Annotated in this window: 15 protein-coding genes; 10 read left to right on the forward strand and 5 right to left on the reverse strand. The window is 41.0% G+C overall.

Annotated elements, in window-relative coordinates; all coding sequences use genetic code 11:
* Positions 1-302: 302 nt before the first annotated feature.
* The 3 genes from PSPO_RS21280 to PSPO_RS21295 all read left to right on the forward strand — a co-directional run bounded on the left by PSPO_RS21280 (position 303) and on the right by PSPO_RS21295 (position 1983).
* Positions 303-803 carry a DUF4274 domain-containing protein gene (locus tag PSPO_RS21280; protein ID WP_148665306.1) on the forward strand — a complete coding sequence of 167 codons (501 nt, stop codon included), beginning with the start codon at positions 303-305 and terminating at the stop codon, positions 801-803.
* Positions 804-923: 120 nt separating this feature from the next.
* Entirely contained in the window at positions 924-1193 is a 270-nt protein-coding gene (locus PSPO_RS21285) for a hypothetical protein (protein ID WP_010558494.1), read from the forward strand.
* 544 nt (positions 1194-1737) lie between these two features.
* A complete protein-coding gene (locus PSPO_RS21295) occupies positions 1738-1983 on the forward strand; it encodes a hypothetical protein (protein WP_010558492.1) in 246 nt (81 codons plus the stop codon).
* A 164-nt stretch (positions 1984-2147) separates the two neighbouring features.
* On the opposite strand, the gene PSPO_RS21300 is transcribed toward PSPO_RS21295, so the two are convergent.
* On the reverse strand, positions 2148-3116 hold the full coding sequence (locus PSPO_RS21300) for a dihydrodipicolinate synthase family protein (protein WP_010558491.1): 969 nt from the start codon (positions 3114-3116) through the stop codon (positions 2148-2150).
* Between the two features lie 375 nt (positions 3117-3491).
* Between PSPO_RS21300 and PSPO_RS21305 the strand changes: the two genes are divergently transcribed.
* From PSPO_RS21305 to PSPO_RS21325, 5 genes are all read left to right on the forward strand, one after another.
* Positions 3492-3836 (forward strand): VOC family protein, encoded by a 345-nt coding sequence (locus tag PSPO_RS21305; protein ID WP_010558490.1) that lies wholly within the window; start codon positions 3492-3494, stop codon positions 3834-3836.
* A 10-nt stretch (positions 3837-3846) separates the two neighbouring features.
* Positions 3847-4296: a GNAT family N-acetyltransferase gene (locus PSPO_RS21310; protein ID WP_010558489.1), complete on the forward strand. Its 450-nt coding sequence runs from the start codon at positions 3847-3849 to the stop codon at positions 4294-4296.
* Between the two features lie 20 nt (positions 4297-4316).
* Positions 4317-4805 carry a GNAT family N-acetyltransferase gene (locus PSPO_RS21315; protein ID WP_010558488.1) on the forward strand — a complete coding sequence of 163 codons (489 nt, stop codon included), beginning with the start codon at positions 4317-4319 and terminating at the stop codon, positions 4803-4805.
* Positions 4806-4908: 103 nt separating this feature from the next.
* Complete coding sequence (gene def, locus PSPO_RS21320) at positions 4909-5412, forward strand: peptide deformylase (protein WP_010558487.1); 504 nt, start codon at positions 4909-4911, stop codon at positions 5410-5412.
* A gap of 138 nt (positions 5413-5550) precedes the next feature.
* Positions 5551-6012, forward strand: a complete 462-nt coding sequence (locus PSPO_RS21325) for an SRPBCC family protein (RefSeq protein ID WP_010558486.1) — start codon at positions 5551-5553, stop codon at positions 6010-6012.
* 51 nt (positions 6013-6063) lie between these two features.
* On the opposite strand, the gene iadA is transcribed toward PSPO_RS21325, so the two are convergent.
* Genes iadA through PSPO_RS21340 form a run of 3 tightly spaced genes read right to left on the reverse strand, consistent with a single transcriptional unit; the run spans position 6064 to position 11605 of the window.
* Positions 6064-7239 carry a beta-aspartyl-peptidase gene (gene iadA, locus PSPO_RS21330; RefSeq protein WP_010558485.1) on the reverse strand — a complete coding sequence of 392 codons (1176 nt, stop codon included), beginning with the start codon at positions 7237-7239 and terminating at the stop codon, positions 6064-6066.
* Positions 7240-7245: 6 nt separating this feature from the next.
* Positions 7246-8646, reverse strand: coding sequence for a putative basic amino acid antiporter YfcC (gene yfcC / locus PSPO_RS21335; protein WP_021033045.1), 1401 nt, complete (start codon positions 8644-8646; stop codon positions 7246-7248).
* Between the two features lie 37 nt (positions 8647-8683).
* Positions 8684-11605 carry a TonB-dependent receptor gene (locus tag PSPO_RS21340; RefSeq protein WP_010558483.1) on the reverse strand — a complete coding sequence of 974 codons (2922 nt, stop codon included), beginning with the start codon at positions 11603-11605 and terminating at the stop codon, positions 8684-8686.
* Between the two features lie 431 nt (positions 11606-12036).
* Between PSPO_RS21340 and PSPO_RS21345 the strand changes: the two genes are divergently transcribed.
* Entirely contained in the window at positions 12037-13656 is a 1620-nt protein-coding gene (locus PSPO_RS21345) for a cyanophycinase (RefSeq protein ID WP_010558482.1), read from the forward strand.
* 132 nt (positions 13657-13788) lie between these two features.
* Entirely contained in the window at positions 13789-14166 is a 378-nt protein-coding gene (locus tag PSPO_RS21350; RefSeq protein ID WP_010558481.1) for a hypothetical protein, read from the forward strand.
* Between the two features lie 36 nt (positions 14167-14202).
* Here the strand turns inward: PSPO_RS21350 and PSPO_RS21355 are convergent, their stop codons facing one another.
* Positions 14203-15375 (reverse strand): benzoate/H(+) symporter BenE family transporter, encoded by a 1173-nt coding sequence (locus PSPO_RS21355; protein ID WP_233430571.1) that lies wholly within the window; start codon positions 15373-15375, stop codon positions 14203-14205.
* Between the last annotated feature and the right edge of the window lie 75 nt (positions 15376-15450).

Consider the following 15450-nt stretch of genomic DNA (forward strand, 5'->3'; position numbering starts at 1 on the left):
ATGATGCGAGCAGAGGTCATTGAAGAAATTATTCCATGCACATATCAAATTTTTTGTTGTTAGAAGTAAAAATTATGCCTATTCCATTTCTTAATGATTTTTCCTCCTTAATTTAAATTTATTAACAGGCAATTTGTCTGTTTTCTGCAACTTATAAAATGTTAATTTTCAAATAACTATCTGACTAGTAACAACTAATTATTAGTGTTATAAATTACTTTAGAATGTAAACAGGCGATGTTGCAGTAGAAAAAGAGACAACTTGCCTCTTAATAAACTGTTATACGATTCTTGAGGTCGAAGTGAATTTAAGTTCTGAACAAATGGAAAGAGTAAATTCTTTTATTGATGATGAATGGGTAGATGAGAGTGAATCCAGAACAGAGTCAAATTTAAATGAATTACTTGATAGCGTTGAATCACCTTATGAATTTGATTTAATGCTACGAGAATTTAATTGGGGCTGCGGAATTGCTGGCATAGATGCAATTATTATGCACCCTAAAACTGATCCCGCTACAAAATTGAGAGCCTTTTGGATGGCAGGGCCTGGATATTTCTGCCGATATGAACGGGAAGCAGATATTGATGAGTATGAACTAAGCCAATGGCATGCAATTAAATTTTTACAAAAGCATGCGCTTTCTGGGTTAATTCAAAAATCTCAAATACATTTTGACCCTGCAAATGACGAAGAGGGTTATGATTGGACTACGCAGTTTAAAACTGAGGAATTAAAACTTCCAAAGCAAGGTAAGCAATCTTTTTATCAAATACCGAACGAATTATATCAAGCGATATAAATCGTATAACAAACGCATCAAAAATGACGTCAAACGCTTGGCTGGCGCTCATTCTTCGCTAATTTTAGCCAAGCATTCTCCGCATTTTATGCGGGCGTTATGTGCTCTAATAGGTCGGTGATGGATATACCAATTGAAGATGAATTAAAATCTATTTGTATTGAGATAGTGAACCAAGACTACTCAACTCATCAATGGCTTGAAATAGAGTCGAGCAATATGTTTCAGTCCCCTTCGTTTGTTGGTGGCTTTGACGCTGATGAAATGGAGTTTTGCTTTAGTTATTTCGATGAGAATCGTACTGAATTTTGGTTCCAGTTTACTTTAGACCAAGCAAAGTCAATTTCAAAAGGTGAAAGCGTTAAGCTGTCAGGTTTAAAATCTGAGTAAAAGCACATAACAAGTGCCTAAACCAAAGGACGCAAAACAGTAGGCTTGCGTTCATTCTTCGCTAAGTTTAGCTTACTATTTTCCGCAGTTTATTAAGTCGTTATGTTTCAAGTTGAGCATGGATAGAATCGAAACAATAGTTAAGTCACTTCAAAAAGATCACTCTGATTTAGAATCTACTGAATTCGAATTAGTGTTTTCCTTTCCTAGCGAGAAAATGGCTAAAGAATACTTTAGAAAAATCTATCATTGGGAACATCATGATACGATGATTAAGTATCAACTTGACGGTCTATACTTCTCAGGTTTTAAAATTAAAACAGACTTAAATACTCAACATCTTAGGCACCTAACAGAGTGCTATGTTGATTTAGCATCGGAAACCGAGGGTAACCTTTACCGCTGGAAACTGTGGGTTTGAAACATAAGAAGTTAATTAAACAATAGACTTGCGCTCCTTCGTCGCTTATTTTAGCCTACAATTTTTCGCCGTTTATTAGGGCGTTAGGTATCTACAGGGATAACTGTAATATGGAAGCATTTAATGAAAGAAGTTAAAGATTACATCCCGCCTTTAGTTGCTCTCCTCATTCGTGCAGAAGAGTTAAAAGAAGCAGAATTAACAGAAGCGGAGGTTATAAAGATAAAAGATACTTCCTCATACGTTCTGGTTCCTGAAGATGTTGCAGTAGCAACTGCGGAAAATAGAGGCTATGCGGATATTGACTCAGAAAATGTGTGGGAAGAGTGGCAAAAAATAAGAACAGAAATTTTTGCTAGCGATACCTAACAAACTGTTTAAAAGCGGGCAAAACTCTATGATGATTTAATCACGTTAATATACATTAAAATTAACGATTATTTTTCTTGCATTGTGCACACCTACAACTCTCCCAAAACCCACAAAAAAAGCTCCTAAAAAGGAGCTTTAATCTTTTCAAAAAACTAAAAGTATTATTCAGCTAAACCAAGTGCTTCAAGGCGCGCTTTTGCAAGTTGGTAACGTGCGCGTACATCATCAATTTGCGCTGCAGTAAGCTTATTACCTAATGTGCGCAGGCCGCCTTGTTCGTCATTGTGGTGAATACCAAATGCAAACTTTAGGTATTCTAATAACAATGGCTGTGCATCAAGGTAAGAAATTGAGTTCATTGCTTGCGAGATTTTATTCGCTTCAGCCCAATTACCGTCATTTACATACTCTTGCATGGTTACACTTGCTTTCGGGAAGATACACCCTACACCTGTAATACCGCCACATGCGCCAGCAAGGCCTGCGTGAACGGTTACTGTGTCTACACCTGCTAAGATTTTTGCATCTTTGTTTTCTAGCATCAGTGTTTCAATAACTGATACGTCCGTTGTTGAGATTTTAAGTGCCGTTACTTCTGGTAGCGCTGCAAGCTTTCTTAATATATCGGTTGAAAGCGCATGGTAACCCGCTGCATCTGGGTTGTTGTAAGGCATAATTGTGATGCCCGCTTCACGAGCTGCATCAGCAGCAAGGGCGTAGTAAGCATACATTTCATCATCAGAAGGCGCTTCTTGGGTTTTTGGTGGCATTACCATTACCGTATCTACACCAACTGTTGCCAACTCTTTTACAATAGTTGCAAGCGCTTCTTTGGTTTCTGCCGTAGCACCACTAATTAAAGGTACGTTAAATTCTTTAGCAACCTCAGAAAGCGCACTTAGTAGAGAAAGACGCTGCTCAGCGCTTAGGTAGCTGTTTTCACCCAGCGTGCCCGAACCAACAAGCCCACCCATGCGTGTGCCAGCTTTACCTTCAACACGTAAAATATCGGCTGCGTACTTTTGAGTTGCAACTAGGTCAATTTCAAGTGCGCCTGTTTCAGTCTCTTTTAACCATGTAAACACGGCAGGCATAACCGTATAACGCCAATCTGTACTATTTGTTTGCATCGTATTACCTTTTGTATAAAATCTTTATTGCCCGACTATATCGTATAAAATATACAAAATAAACATTTGTGTGAAATTGTCTTTAATAAATGCTTAAAATTAGTGAGCTGTAATGAGTTTAGTAAGCATACAATTAGCCTTAACTTAAAGCCTATTTGCCGTAAAAAAATCTAAAAAACCCGCCGATTCCATTGCCTAAACCTCCGTTTTTAAATGTGTTTAGTTATCTTTGGCTATTGAAAGGTTTACTAATGCACCTGCGCTATTTATAGTTTTGTAAAATTGTAGGCGCATTCACTTTGCCCTTAGCCATTTCACTAATGCCCTTTTGCACTTTTTAAGTGTTAATACGTGCTGCTTATTTATGGAAATATCATGGATGTTATCGATATAAAAACATTTATCCCGAGTAAGGACTACGAGGTCTCTTTATCTTTTTATGCTGAAATTGGCTTTAATTCTGAATATGTGAGCGATGATCTTACGCTTTTTGAAAATGGCGATTGTCTTTTCTTCTTGCAGCGCTTTTACAACGAAGATTTAGCAAAAAACTTTATGTTGCAAATTTGCGTTGCAGATATCTATGATGCGTTTGAGTTATGTAGCAACTCAAAATACAAAACTAAAATCTCACCAATCCAACAAATGCCTTGGGGCAAAGTATTTTATCTTTGGGGACCTTCGGGCGAACTTTTGCATATTACCCAGTTAGGCAGTTAATTAACAAAATATGATAGCTCAACTTACCCATTCAAATAGCGATATTGCTTCGCACATTTACGCTGTGTTTCAAACTTCTTATAAAATTGAAGCTGCACTAATTGGCACTGATAATTTTCCACCGCTATCGCGCACGCCACAGGATATAGCAAACTCCAACACCTTGTTTTATGGTTTTTATGAAGGTGACAGCCTTGCAGGTGTTATCGAAATCACATACCAAGACAACCTATTAGAAATAGACAGTTTAACCGTAGCGCCAGAGCATTTTCGTAAAGGCATTGCAGGAAAACTGATGGAGTATGTGTTAAATGCGTTTGATTTTACCAAAGCTATTGTTGAAACCGCGCTAGTCACCGCGCCTGCTATTCGTTTATACCAAAAACACGGTTTTAACGAGTTTAAGCGTTTTACACCCAGCCATGGCATTAAAAAAGTGGCGTTAGTAAAACAACAATAATAGAAGACATTTACAACACTATGATTCGACATGCATGCAAGGATGATTGCTTACAATTAGCCGCCCTTTCAATAAAAGTGTGGCTCGACACCTATGCCGTTGAAGGCATAAAGCGCGAATACGCGCAGTATGCCCTTGCTACATTTACTGAAAGCTATTTTAGTTCGTTACTTGATTCGCCAGATTACAACTTATTAGTGATTGAAAAAGACCAAGTAATACAAGGCTATGCACTTCTTAATATGAACTCTCACTATCAATCGGCAAATAATGGTTTTGAGCTTGAAAAACTGTATATCGATACTCGATTTAAAGGCCAAGGTTTAGGTAAACAACTTTTAACCGCGGTAGAACACGAATTTGGTAACGTGTATTGGCTGTACACTTGGGTTGAAAACGAGTCTAACGGGTTTTATTTACATTTAGGGTTTCGCAAAATTGGCCAACTCAATTTTGAATTTGCTGGCACACAAATCGAAAATAACGTTTATCAATCAGCGCTTTTCTAACATACAATTGCGCCATCATAATACTTTGCTTGTTTATCATATTTAATCAGCAAGCACTCCAAAGCCCCATAAAGGGCGATTAGCCAAAAATAATTGAGGTAAAATGGCCGTTTTAGAAATACTAAAAGCTCCAAACGAGAAATTAAAAGTTAACGCCGAAAAGGTAGCCGATGTTGCAAGCGTGCAAACTTTAATTGATGACATGCTAGATACCATGTATCACACCGACGATGGCATTGGGCTTGCCGCGACACAAGTAGGCAGAAGCGAAGCCATTATCATTATTGATATTTCTGAGCAACGAGATGCACCACTCATTCTAATTAACCCAGAGGTTGTAAGTGGTAACCACAAAGAAATGGGGCAAGAAGGCTGTTTATCAGTTCCTGGTTACTACGCAGACGTAGAGCGTTATACCGAAGTAACCGTTAAAGGTTTAGACCGCACAGGCAAAGAAGTAACCATTGAAAGTGATGATTTTCTTGCCATTGTATTGCAACATGAAATCGATCATTTAAAAGGTAAGTTGTTTATTGACTACCTTTCGCCTTTAAAGCAAAAAATGGCACTTAAAAAGGTCAAAAAAACAATTAAGTCAGTTGCTTGATAAGGTTTGTTTTTAAAAAATGATTAGCGAAATAACCATGTAATTAACAAAAAAACCGCTATGTTTATTAGATTAATAAACAGCGAAACTTTTATGAATTACTATGTTAAATCAATCACACATACTTGAAGGTGCAATATGCAAATTAATGTTTCAACAGAAATAAATTGCGCGAAAGAGCAGGTATGGCAAGCAATCACCGACATCGACAACTGTAAAAATATGATTGATGCAATCATTGACTTAACAGTATTAGAGCGGCCAGAAACTGGGTTAGTAGGCTTAAAGTGGACAGAAACCCGCGAGATGTTTGGCAAAGAAGCAAGCGAAACCATGTGGATAACCGAAGCAGTAGAAGGCCAATATTATTGCACCCGCGCTGAAAACTGTGGTGCGGTATACCTGACTAAAATGGCAGTAACAGAAACTGACGGGATCACCCGTTTGTCCATGTCGTTTTCTGGTCAATCAATGACATTTATTGGTAAGCTAATCTCGGGAATTATGGGTTTATTAATGAAAAAATCGTTAGTAAAAATGCTCGAGAAAGACCTGCAAGATATAAAACAACACCTCGAAAATAAAAACAAAAAGGGTTAGCTTACGCTAACCCTTGGGATTATATCATCAAGTCGGTTTATTAACCTGAATTCAGGTTGCGCTATTAAAAAATCCATTCGCAACGATTTGGCTGTCTTCAATCATTTTTTTGCCATTGCACCATAGGCTGTGCACGGTTAAATCTGATTGACGGAGCAGCACCACATCGGCATCACCGTTTTGCTTAAGCTCGCCCTTATTCAGGCCAAGAATGCGCGCGGGGTTTATCGTAATTGCGCTTAATGCCTTTTCAATCGGCACATTAAACTGTTTTACCGCCTGCTGAAATGAACTTAGCAATGACAGCTCAGTACCCACTTCAAAACCGACTAGCTCATTTTGCTCATTATAAATTGGTAAACTCGCGTGACCGTCTGAACTCATGGTGAGCTGCGCGACATTCACCCCTTTATCTAAGCAATACGCAAGGGCTTCGGCCGCGGCAAGCTCGCCATTAGCCAAATCGTATTCGGTAGTGCTGGTCGTAAAGTCGATGGTGCCACCCGCACGGCAAAATTCAATGCCCGCAGTTAATAGCTCTGCATTACGGTTCATATGTGTTGGGTAAAACTGCGAGTGCGGAATATCCGTGTTATTGGCCACATCATGAAGCAAATTAACATGCGTTTTGCCCGACCCAACATGAATCGATACGGTGCCGCGTTTACCACTTAAAAGGCCTGCAGTTCTGGCTTCGGCGGCAACTTCAGCGAGTTGCTGCGTAGTAATTTGGCGACCGCGATGATCGCTAATGGCTACTTCACCCAAACCAATCACTTCATCCACATACATAATGTCGTGGCTAATGCTTTCGCCCAGTGTTTTTGCGGGTAAATGATACGAACCAGTATGACAAAAAGCGTTTAAGCCTTCTTGCTTTAACCCTTTTGCTTTGGCGATTAAGTCGCTGTGAGTGCGGCTAACATCATCGGTACCAAGCGCACCAACCACCGTTGTAATGCCTGCGATGGTGGCATCCGTTAAGTTCATTTCTGGTGTGCGGCTGGCAAAACCCGCTTCGCCACCGCCGCCACTAATGTGCACCAGAGAATCAACAAAGCCAGGCGCTACAATTAAATCGCTGCCATCAATCACCTCACACGCAACATTGGTATCAAGGTTAATGTCAGCTTCGATTGCAATAATTTTTGTGCCTGCAATAAGCACGTCTTGTTTGCCGAGTCTTTTAGGGGAATAACACTCGGCCTGCTTAATTAGAGTTAACATAATGTTTTATTGATAATTTATAAGATGCGCAACAATGACCACTGCGCTTGCTAAAGAGAATAAAAACAACATAAAGCGCCAAATGAATTGCGCCCATTCGTTCCATGAAAGTTTTACAACGCCTAAACAGCCAATCAAACTCGCTGACGTTGGGATAATAATATTGGTTAGGCCATCACCTAGCTGAAATGCCAGCACCGCTGTTTGACGCGATACGCCAATTAAGTCAGCAAGTGGCGCCATAATTGGCATAGTTATCGCGGCTTGACCTGAACCCGATGAGACAAAAAAGTTAAACACTGATTGGAATAAATACATAAACCAAGCAGCTATCACATCGGGCACATGCGAGATAAACGACGCCGCATAATAAAGTAGCGTATTGAGTAATGAGTACTCGGCTAAATCGCCACCGCCTAGCAATAGCACTAAACCTTTTGCAAGGCCAACTAATAGCGCAGCTGGCAGTAGTTCGGCACTGCCATGTTTAAACGCGGCCACCGACTCTTCAATGCTCTGCCTGTTGCCAAGCTTGGCAACAATCGCCACAACTAAACCCAAAACAAAAAACTGGGTAGCAAGTTCGGGAATGTAATAGCCTTTTGCCGTAACACCATAAATCACCCAAACAATCACTGCTAAAAAGGTCACTAACAGTAGCTTGTCGGTATTGGTGAGCGCAGCTTGCGCGGTATTTTCAGGCAATTGTTCAATGTTACGAATGCTCGCTGCGTAGCGCACGGTAAATACCATGCCAACAAAAATAAACACTGCCGCAATGGCGGTACGCAACTCTGCACCTGAAAAGACAGGTAAGCCTGCAATACTTTGCGCAATGGCAATACTAAACGGGTTCATAGGTGACGCCGCAAAACCAATTTGCGTTGCCACATACGTCACCAGCACAGTTACTTGCGCGTTATAACCAAGCTTTTTCATGATCGGAAAGAGCACAATACAAAATGCAATGGCCTCTTCACCCATACCAAAAATAGCGCCGCCTAACGCAAAGGTGATAAACAAACTAGGTATAAACAGCCAATCAATACGGGTAGTAGAGCTAATAAGCGCCATAATGCCGTTATCAATGGCTTTGGTATGCATTAGCACACCAAATGCACCACCAGTAATTAAAATAAACGCAATTACGCCAATTGCTGCGCCATTTCTATCACCGCTGACTAGGCCTTCAAAAAGAATATTAAGTAGGCCTGCATCACCGTTCGTTGCAAACAGCGCCGCTGGCTGAGGGCTTACCGCTTGACTAAATTGCGCCAGTGATACGGTAGCACCTTGGCTGATACCGTCGAATTTACCCGGCAATACAAAGAAAGACACGAGATAGCAAAGCCCTGCGATCACTAACAAAATAACGAACGCATCAGGCATTTTAAATTGTTGTTTCATGTGTGTTTTTAAAAGTGGGGTTACCCCCACTAGCCCATTAGAAACGGTAAGTTACACCAAGGTTATACGTTGTACCGTAAGCATCGTGATTAATTGAGTCAAAACCACGTGATGAGCCGTAAACGCTCGGTGGCTTTTTATCGAATAAGTTATCGATACTGGCGCGGATCATCACTGAATCTGATACTTCATAACCCGCACTTAAGTCCACCACAGTCCAGCTTTTCACATCGCGCTGTTCATTGTCATCTAATTCGCCAAGTTCAATTAACTCGTCGATTTCACGGTCGCGTAAACCTTCTATATCATCTTGATAACTATCAGTATAGTTTGCACCAAACGAGATGTAATAACGCTCTGCATCAAATGAAATTGAAAAACGACCGATATTTTCAGGGTAGCGGAATGTGCCAACAAGTTGCTCAATGTCGTCTGAGCCCGGCTTATTACGGTCGTAATCAAGGTAGTGAGTGGCGTCGAGTTTTAACGTTAAATCACCCGCATCAAAACGAAAACGCTGATCAATTTTAATGTCTAAACCACGAATATCTTGGCTACCAGTGTTTTCTAATTGAATCACATGGTCGCGATAGAACTCTAGGCTTGCTGAACGTGGACTATCCCCTCTGACATACTTATCCAAAATTTCATATAAGTTTGCACCCGCCTCATCAATGCGCAGGCCGCTATCATCCCAGTAACGACACACGTTTTCACCGTATGAAATACCCATTTCACCATTAGGAACTAACCCACAGTGGCGCAATGAGTCATCAGTAATAGCACGGGCAAGTACCCCTGTCATATTGGTATCAATGACATCGTCGTAATTAAATTGCCAGTAATCTAATGTGATGGTGGTATCGCGGCTTGGGCTCCATGCAAAACCTAGTGAGAGTGACTCAGATTCCTCTGCATTTAATTCGCTGTTACCAAGCTCTAGGCTATTTACCGTCACTTGTGTGCCGTCACCTTCACAGTATAAATCAGCTACCGCTTGGTTTGCGCCACAATCAAAGGTTGATGTGGTTGTTCTGAGTTTTACACCTGCTTGGGTAAGCGAAGGTGCTCTAAACGAGGTTGCCCACGCTGCGCGTAACATTACTGAATCAACTGGGCGATAGCTTATGCTCACTTTAGGATTAAAAGTTGAGCCAAAGTCATCAAAATGGTCATAACGCCCTGCAAGTTGCATTTCAATTTTGTCACCTACTGGTACATAAAGCTCGGCAAATGCACCAAGTTGTGTGCGCTCAGCTTCGGCAATGCTCGAACCATAACCAAATACATCAACAAGGTAGCTATTGTTTGCATTTGCTACCGCGTTCGCTGACGGAAAATCTGAAAGTTCTTCTTTGCGGGCTTCAAGGCCAAATGACGATTGAATGTCGCTATCACCAATTGTCATTAGTTCGCCAGAAAGCGTGAAATCCCAACCGTAAACACGGCTTTTACCGTTACGCGTTGGCGTTTCTTGCGTAAGCGCTAAGGTCGCATCGTTAGTGCCATCCCCCACTAAAAATGGGTTATAAAAATCAAGTAATGAGCCTGCACCACAGCTAATATCACCATTGTTTTGCTGTGCAATGGTGCCATCTGAACACAGCTCACCTGCTATTGCTGCATGGAATTTATAACGGTTGTAAACGCCCTTTACAGCTACTTGATCTGAACGTGATTCAGAAAACATGATGCCTGTTTCCCAATCCCAATCTGCTAATTTCCCTTCAAGGCTAGAAACAAAACGCATATTTTCAGATTCAACCTCTACTGTGCGTGGGTCGTTAAAGCGTGCACTAAATCTGAAGCCAAATTGCTCTTGTCCAAGCAAAGTATCAAACGGCTCAATATACAGCGAATCAAGTAATGGGTTATCACCGTTAGCACCGTTATAAATAAACAAGGCATCTTCTTTAATCCAAGGACCTTCGCTGTCATCATCTCGGTTGATTGCCGCAGGCGTTGAATACGCGGTAGATTTAGTTTTGCTGTAGAACATTTCGGTATTCCAAACAAAGTCGCCCACAGCTTGGTTAAACATAAAACCGCCCGACATACTTTCAAACGGTGCGCGTAATACATCGTCTTGATTACCGTAGTAAGCACAAATTTGCTCGCCGTATTCGGTTGTAACCAGCTCAGTTAAGCAGCCAGGTGCAGGCTGTTCATTACCATCACGGCTGCTGTAGTAATAAATATTTGGCGTGTTTTCAAGCTTTGGTAAGTATGAATAGCTGTTAACTAAATTAGGCGATGCAAGGTAATCGCGGTCACTTGCATTAAACTGGTTACGGTCATAATAATCGGCAAATACGGTTAAGTTACCTTCGCCAATTTTGGTGCCCCAAATAAGATTAATTTGTTTTTTACTTTCATCTGAATCTTCAAAGCTATCACCGTAACTCACTTCAACTTCACCGCCATCAAAGTCTTTTTTCAAGATGTAGTTAATCACACCCGCCACCGCATCTGCACCATAAATTGCCGACGCACCTGTCGCTAAGATTTCAACGCGCTCGATTGCTGCCAGTGGAATAGAGTTTACATCGACAAAGTTTTGCGTGCCTGCGGCAAATGAACTTGGCGCAACGCGACGACCATTAATCAGCGTAAGAGTTGCTGATGGGCCCATACCACGTAAGCTTGCTGCGGCTTGCCCTGCTGGTGTAGAGGTTGATGTACTACCACTTTCACTGGTTGAGAATGTGCCTGCGCCACCTTTTAGCTGAGGAATATCTTGCAGTAATTCGTATATGGATGAAGCGCCTGAACGCTCGATGTCTTCGGCACTTAAAATTGTGATTGGTTGGGTGCCTTCAAGGTCAACGCCTTTAATGCGTGAACCGGTTATTTCAATGCGCTCAACTGATACTTCTTCTGAGTTTTTGGATTCTTGCTCTGCAGCCTGTGCTGACACTGACAGTGCCGCAAAAATGGCTAGGGTTAACTTGTTATACATACTTCACCTGTTTCTGATTAGGTGCGATTCAACAAGACACGCAGATTCACAAACGATAGACGGATCTATCATGCAATTTGGGCGTAAAAATGCTGTGTTTTAGTTGTTATGATTATGGCAAATCACATGCAACTTAATTGTTTAATCGACAAATTTATTGTTTTTGTAATTTTTGGGGGTGGGTTGCATACAAATAGACAACACCACGGTTAAAAACCGTGTGTCTACTCGTCGAACCACTCAGAAAGGTAGTGTGGTGAGTAGAAGTAGCAAACAAGCTGATTCGCTTTTTTTAACATTTCTTCATCTCGTGTATTTTGACATTACAAACTGGCGTGTGCTAGTTTGCATCCCGCAAAGTTCATAATTTTTATATCACAGCTTTTTTTGTGATGACAAGCCATTTTTTAAAACTTGATTGGAAATTAATCATGAACCTTGTGTCTTTTGTAAAAAATTTCACCCTCGCGTTTTCGCTTTTTTATAGCCTAACATCCTCTGCGAAAACACTTTATTTAGCGGGCGGCGCACTTAAAACGTGTTCGAGTTTAGCGCCAAAAAACTGCATTGAAAAAACTTCATTTTCATCCCATGCAAAAACCCATTCACTCTATTTAATTAACGAAACAGCCATCACTGCGATTAACTCAAATTGGCCAAATACCAACACACAGCACAAAATTGCCACGCGAAAATTGCTCAACAAAATAAAAAGCAAAAACGCCATTACCAAAGCAGAGCTTATTGAAAAATTTAAAGGCGAAAATGCCGCTTTATACCGCGCTTTAAGCAATCAAGAGTATTACTTTGTATTTGATATGCTTGAACTACCACTCATTGTGAAAAATAAGCGTATTAGCGAGCAAGTACTCACAAACAAAAACAAAGTTAAAGGCACAACTGAGATTTTAAACGCCATTAGTTTAGACATTAAAAACGCGCCAAATAAAACCCTGTTTTTAGTCACAGCGTCTTCTCGTGACCCTTATGAATCCGCCGATTTTTATAACGGCCTATTTAGTCAATATAAGATAAATGCAAAGTGGTTAGCACTGACACCAGCGCTTGCTAAAGCCATTTCAAAACAAGATTGCGAAAACCTTGATCACTACCGCAACAAAATTAATTTAGCCTATAACCGCGGCACGGTTTACCCCGATTTAACAGCGCAAGAAAAAGCCTTGTGTGATGCTGGCATCGACAATTTAATCACTACCCTTAACAGCGCCGATGGCCTGTTTTTTAATGGCGGGGATCAATCGCTTACTAAGCAGGTGTTTATTAATGCTGAGACAAAAGAAGCTTACCCTTGGTTTGAAGTTATTCAAAGCCGAGAAATTTTAGTAGGCACAAGTGCTGGCACGGCTATGCAATCGGGTGGCCAAAATAATTATGGTTATGTGCCTATGATCACTAACGGCAGTAGCCTAAACGCACTGAAAAATGGCGCGTTTGATGCGCCGCCGCCAGCTGAAAATTGTCATAACCAAGGTGGCTGCCAGCACCTTGAGTTTGATGCGCTCACATTTGATAAACACGGTGGTTTAAGCAGTTTTGATTTCGGTATTTTGGATACCCATTTTAGCGAGCGTGGCCGTACCCCTCGCTTAGCCGTTTTAATGCAAGCAACCAAACAACAATTTGGCTTTGGTGTAGATGAAACAACCGCGTTAAAAGTGGAAAAAAACACAGGGAAGATGTCGGTCATCGGTAAAGAAGGCGTTGTAGTATTAGAGCACACAGCAAAGAACACTTTTCGTTATCACTTTATGCCTAGCGGTGAAAAATTTACGCTCTCAAGTCTAAAACAAGAAAAAAGTGATAATAAAAAAGCGCTTTCAAGTGAAGAAAACGTTTTTGAAAATGCCATTTCAAACGGGCAAATTCGACGCGCGCTGCAAGACTTTTGTAACAGCGAAAAACAAGCAATGACACTCGTTGAAACCACGCAAAAAGATACACCCGTTACATTTGAAAAAGATGCAAACACCACATGTGTAAGAGCGCATGCTGGTACTTACCGCATTGAAAATATGCTAATGCGTTTGTAGCGCATCTTATCGGTAATCTTGCGATACAAGTATCTGCAAGATTGCCGATGTTAGACGGTATTAAACGATTTTAGTGTTCAATTACTGACTTTCAACATATACTGACCCTAATTTGAAAACACAGATGTAATCATGTTTGCGCACGGAAAAGTTAACTACTCTTGGCATGGCAATATTCTTCAGTTAGATGTATTTGGCCCTTTTAATGTTATTGGTATCAATAGCGCATTTGAAGAGCTCAAAAAGCAAGTTAGCGCTAACTTTCTTGAAAAGTGGTATCGCATAGATGTAATTGATGACGAAACCTTGGGCTGCCCTGAAGTAATGAAAACCATCGGGCAAACCTACATGTGGAGCCTTGAAAACAACTGTCAAATGATTGCTATTGTGTGTGCCAATCGCGTGCAATTAAGTTTACTAAACGCGTTTATTGAAAAATCGGGCTTAAATGTTCGTGCCTTCACCAATCAAGAAGATGCCTTGGCTATCATTAACGCTTTATCCGGCTAATACTATTTTAGTAACACCAATATAACGTTAATTTAGTTACGAATTTTCCGCCTTTTTGTTCATTAAGCTGGCATAGAACCAACCAAGTAATAAACCCCAAATAATTGCATTTAACCCCAAAAAGCTAATGCCTGAAAGCGTGACCAAAAATGTAAGTAACGACGCTTCACGGTAGCGCAGATTTGAAAATGCACTTTGCAAACACATTAACAAGGTACCCAATAATGCAAAACCAGCAAGCATTTGGGTCACTTCGCTTGGAAACGCAACAAAAATAGAGACAACACTTGTCGCTAATAACCCTGCCAAAATATAAAACAAACCAGCCCAAATTACCGCACGATAACGATTGCCCTTGTTGCTATCAACCTCTTCAGTCATACACATTGCAGCAGAAATAGCAGCAAGATTTAAACTAAAACCACCAAACGGCGCAGCCAGCATATTTATAAGCCCTGTACCTACTAAAATAGGTTTAACCGGTGCGGTGTATCCATAGCTTTGCATCATTGCTATGCCTGATAAATTCTGCGACAGCATAGTGACAATATAAAGCGGCACTGCAACGTTAAAAATCGCCATCACATCAAACTCAGGTGTAAGCCAAGCGGGGTTAGCAACGGCAAAGTGTGCTGTGCTTACTAAATCATTATCAAGGTAAAACGCCGCAGCTAAACCAACAATAAGCAGCATTAACATGGTGTACTTTGCGGCAAACCGTTTACTTAACGCATAAGCAATGAACATCAACAAAAACACACCCGGCATACTCATAATAGGTTCAAACGCTTTTACGCAAAACGGCAATAAAATAGCGGCAAGCATGGCGGTTGCCAGCGGTGAAGGAATGCGTTTTAGGGCATTTGATAGTGGTGTAACAAGCCCCGTAGTGAAAATGAGCGCACCAGTAACAACAAACGCACTAACTAACGTAGGCAAATCATGTTGCGGGGCAATACTTACTAGCATCGCAGCCCCCGGGGTGGACCAGGCCGTTAAAATAGGTATTTTGTAATACCAAGAATAACCTATTGAGCTCAGTCCCATCATTAAGCCGAGGGCGAGCAACCAACTTTCAATTTGTGCCGCAGAGGCACCCGCTGCCGTTGCCGCTTGTAAAATAATAACAATAGAGCTGGTGTAACCGATTAGTACAGCGCTAAACCCCGCAGTGATATGACTTACAGATAGGTATTTGGTGTTCATCATTCGTTATTCTCTGTGTTATTGTTTTGTCTGTTGTGCGCAATAACGCACAACAGACAAAACAATAACATCGTGCGC

The organism is Pseudoalteromonas spongiae UST010723-006 (genome assembly GCF_000238255.3).
Lineage (GTDB): Bacteria > Pseudomonadota > Gammaproteobacteria > Enterobacterales > Alteromonadaceae > Pseudoalteromonas > Pseudoalteromonas spongiae.

Excerpts from the sequence above, each read along its gene's own strand:
- PSPO_RS21285 (WP_010558494.1), top strand. The coding sequence starts at position 924 with ATGGATATACCAATTGAAGATGAATTAAAATCTATTTGTATTGAGATA.
- PSPO_RS21295 (WP_010558492.1), top strand. The coding sequence starts at position 1,738 with ATGAAAGAAGTTAAAGATTACATCCCGCCTTTAGTTGCTCTCCTCATT.
- PSPO_RS21300 (WP_010558491.1), bottom strand. The coding sequence starts at position 3,116 with ATGCAAACAAATAGTACAGATTGGCGTTATACGGTTATGCCTGCCGTG.
- PSPO_RS21305 (WP_010558490.1), top strand. The coding sequence starts at position 3,492 with ATGGATGTTATCGATATAAAAACATTTATCCCGAGTAAGGACTACGAG.
- PSPO_RS21310 (WP_010558489.1), top strand. The coding sequence starts at position 3,847 with ATGATAGCTCAACTTACCCATTCAAATAGCGATATTGCTTCGCACATT.
- PSPO_RS21315 (WP_010558488.1), top strand. The coding sequence starts at position 4,317 with ATGATTCGACATGCATGCAAGGATGATTGCTTACAATTAGCCGCCCTT.
- def (WP_010558487.1), top strand. The coding sequence starts at position 4,909 with ATGGCCGTTTTAGAAATACTAAAAGCTCCAAACGAGAAATTAAAAGTT.
- PSPO_RS21325 (WP_010558486.1), top strand. The coding sequence starts at position 5,551 with ATGCAAATTAATGTTTCAACAGAAATAAATTGCGCGAAAGAGCAGGTA.
- iadA (WP_010558485.1), bottom strand. The coding sequence starts at position 7,239 with ATGTTAACTCTAATTAAGCAGGCCGAGTGTTATTCCCCTAAAAGACTC.
- yfcC (WP_021033045.1), bottom strand. The coding sequence starts at position 8,646 with ATGAAACAACAATTTAAAATGCCTGATGCGTTCGTTATTTTGTTAGTG.
- PSPO_RS21340 (WP_010558483.1), bottom strand. The coding sequence starts at position 11,605 with ATGTATAACAAGTTAACCCTAGCCATTTTTGCGGCACTGTCAGTGTCA.
- PSPO_RS21345 (WP_010558482.1), top strand. The coding sequence starts at position 12,037 with ATGAACCTTGTGTCTTTTGTAAAAAATTTCACCCTCGCGTTTTCGCTT.
- PSPO_RS21350 (WP_010558481.1), top strand. The coding sequence starts at position 13,789 with ATGTTTGCGCACGGAAAAGTTAACTACTCTTGGCATGGCAATATTCTT.
- PSPO_RS21355 (WP_233430571.1), bottom strand. The coding sequence starts at position 15,375 with ATGATGAACACCAAATACCTATCTGTAAGTCATATCACTGCGGGGTTT.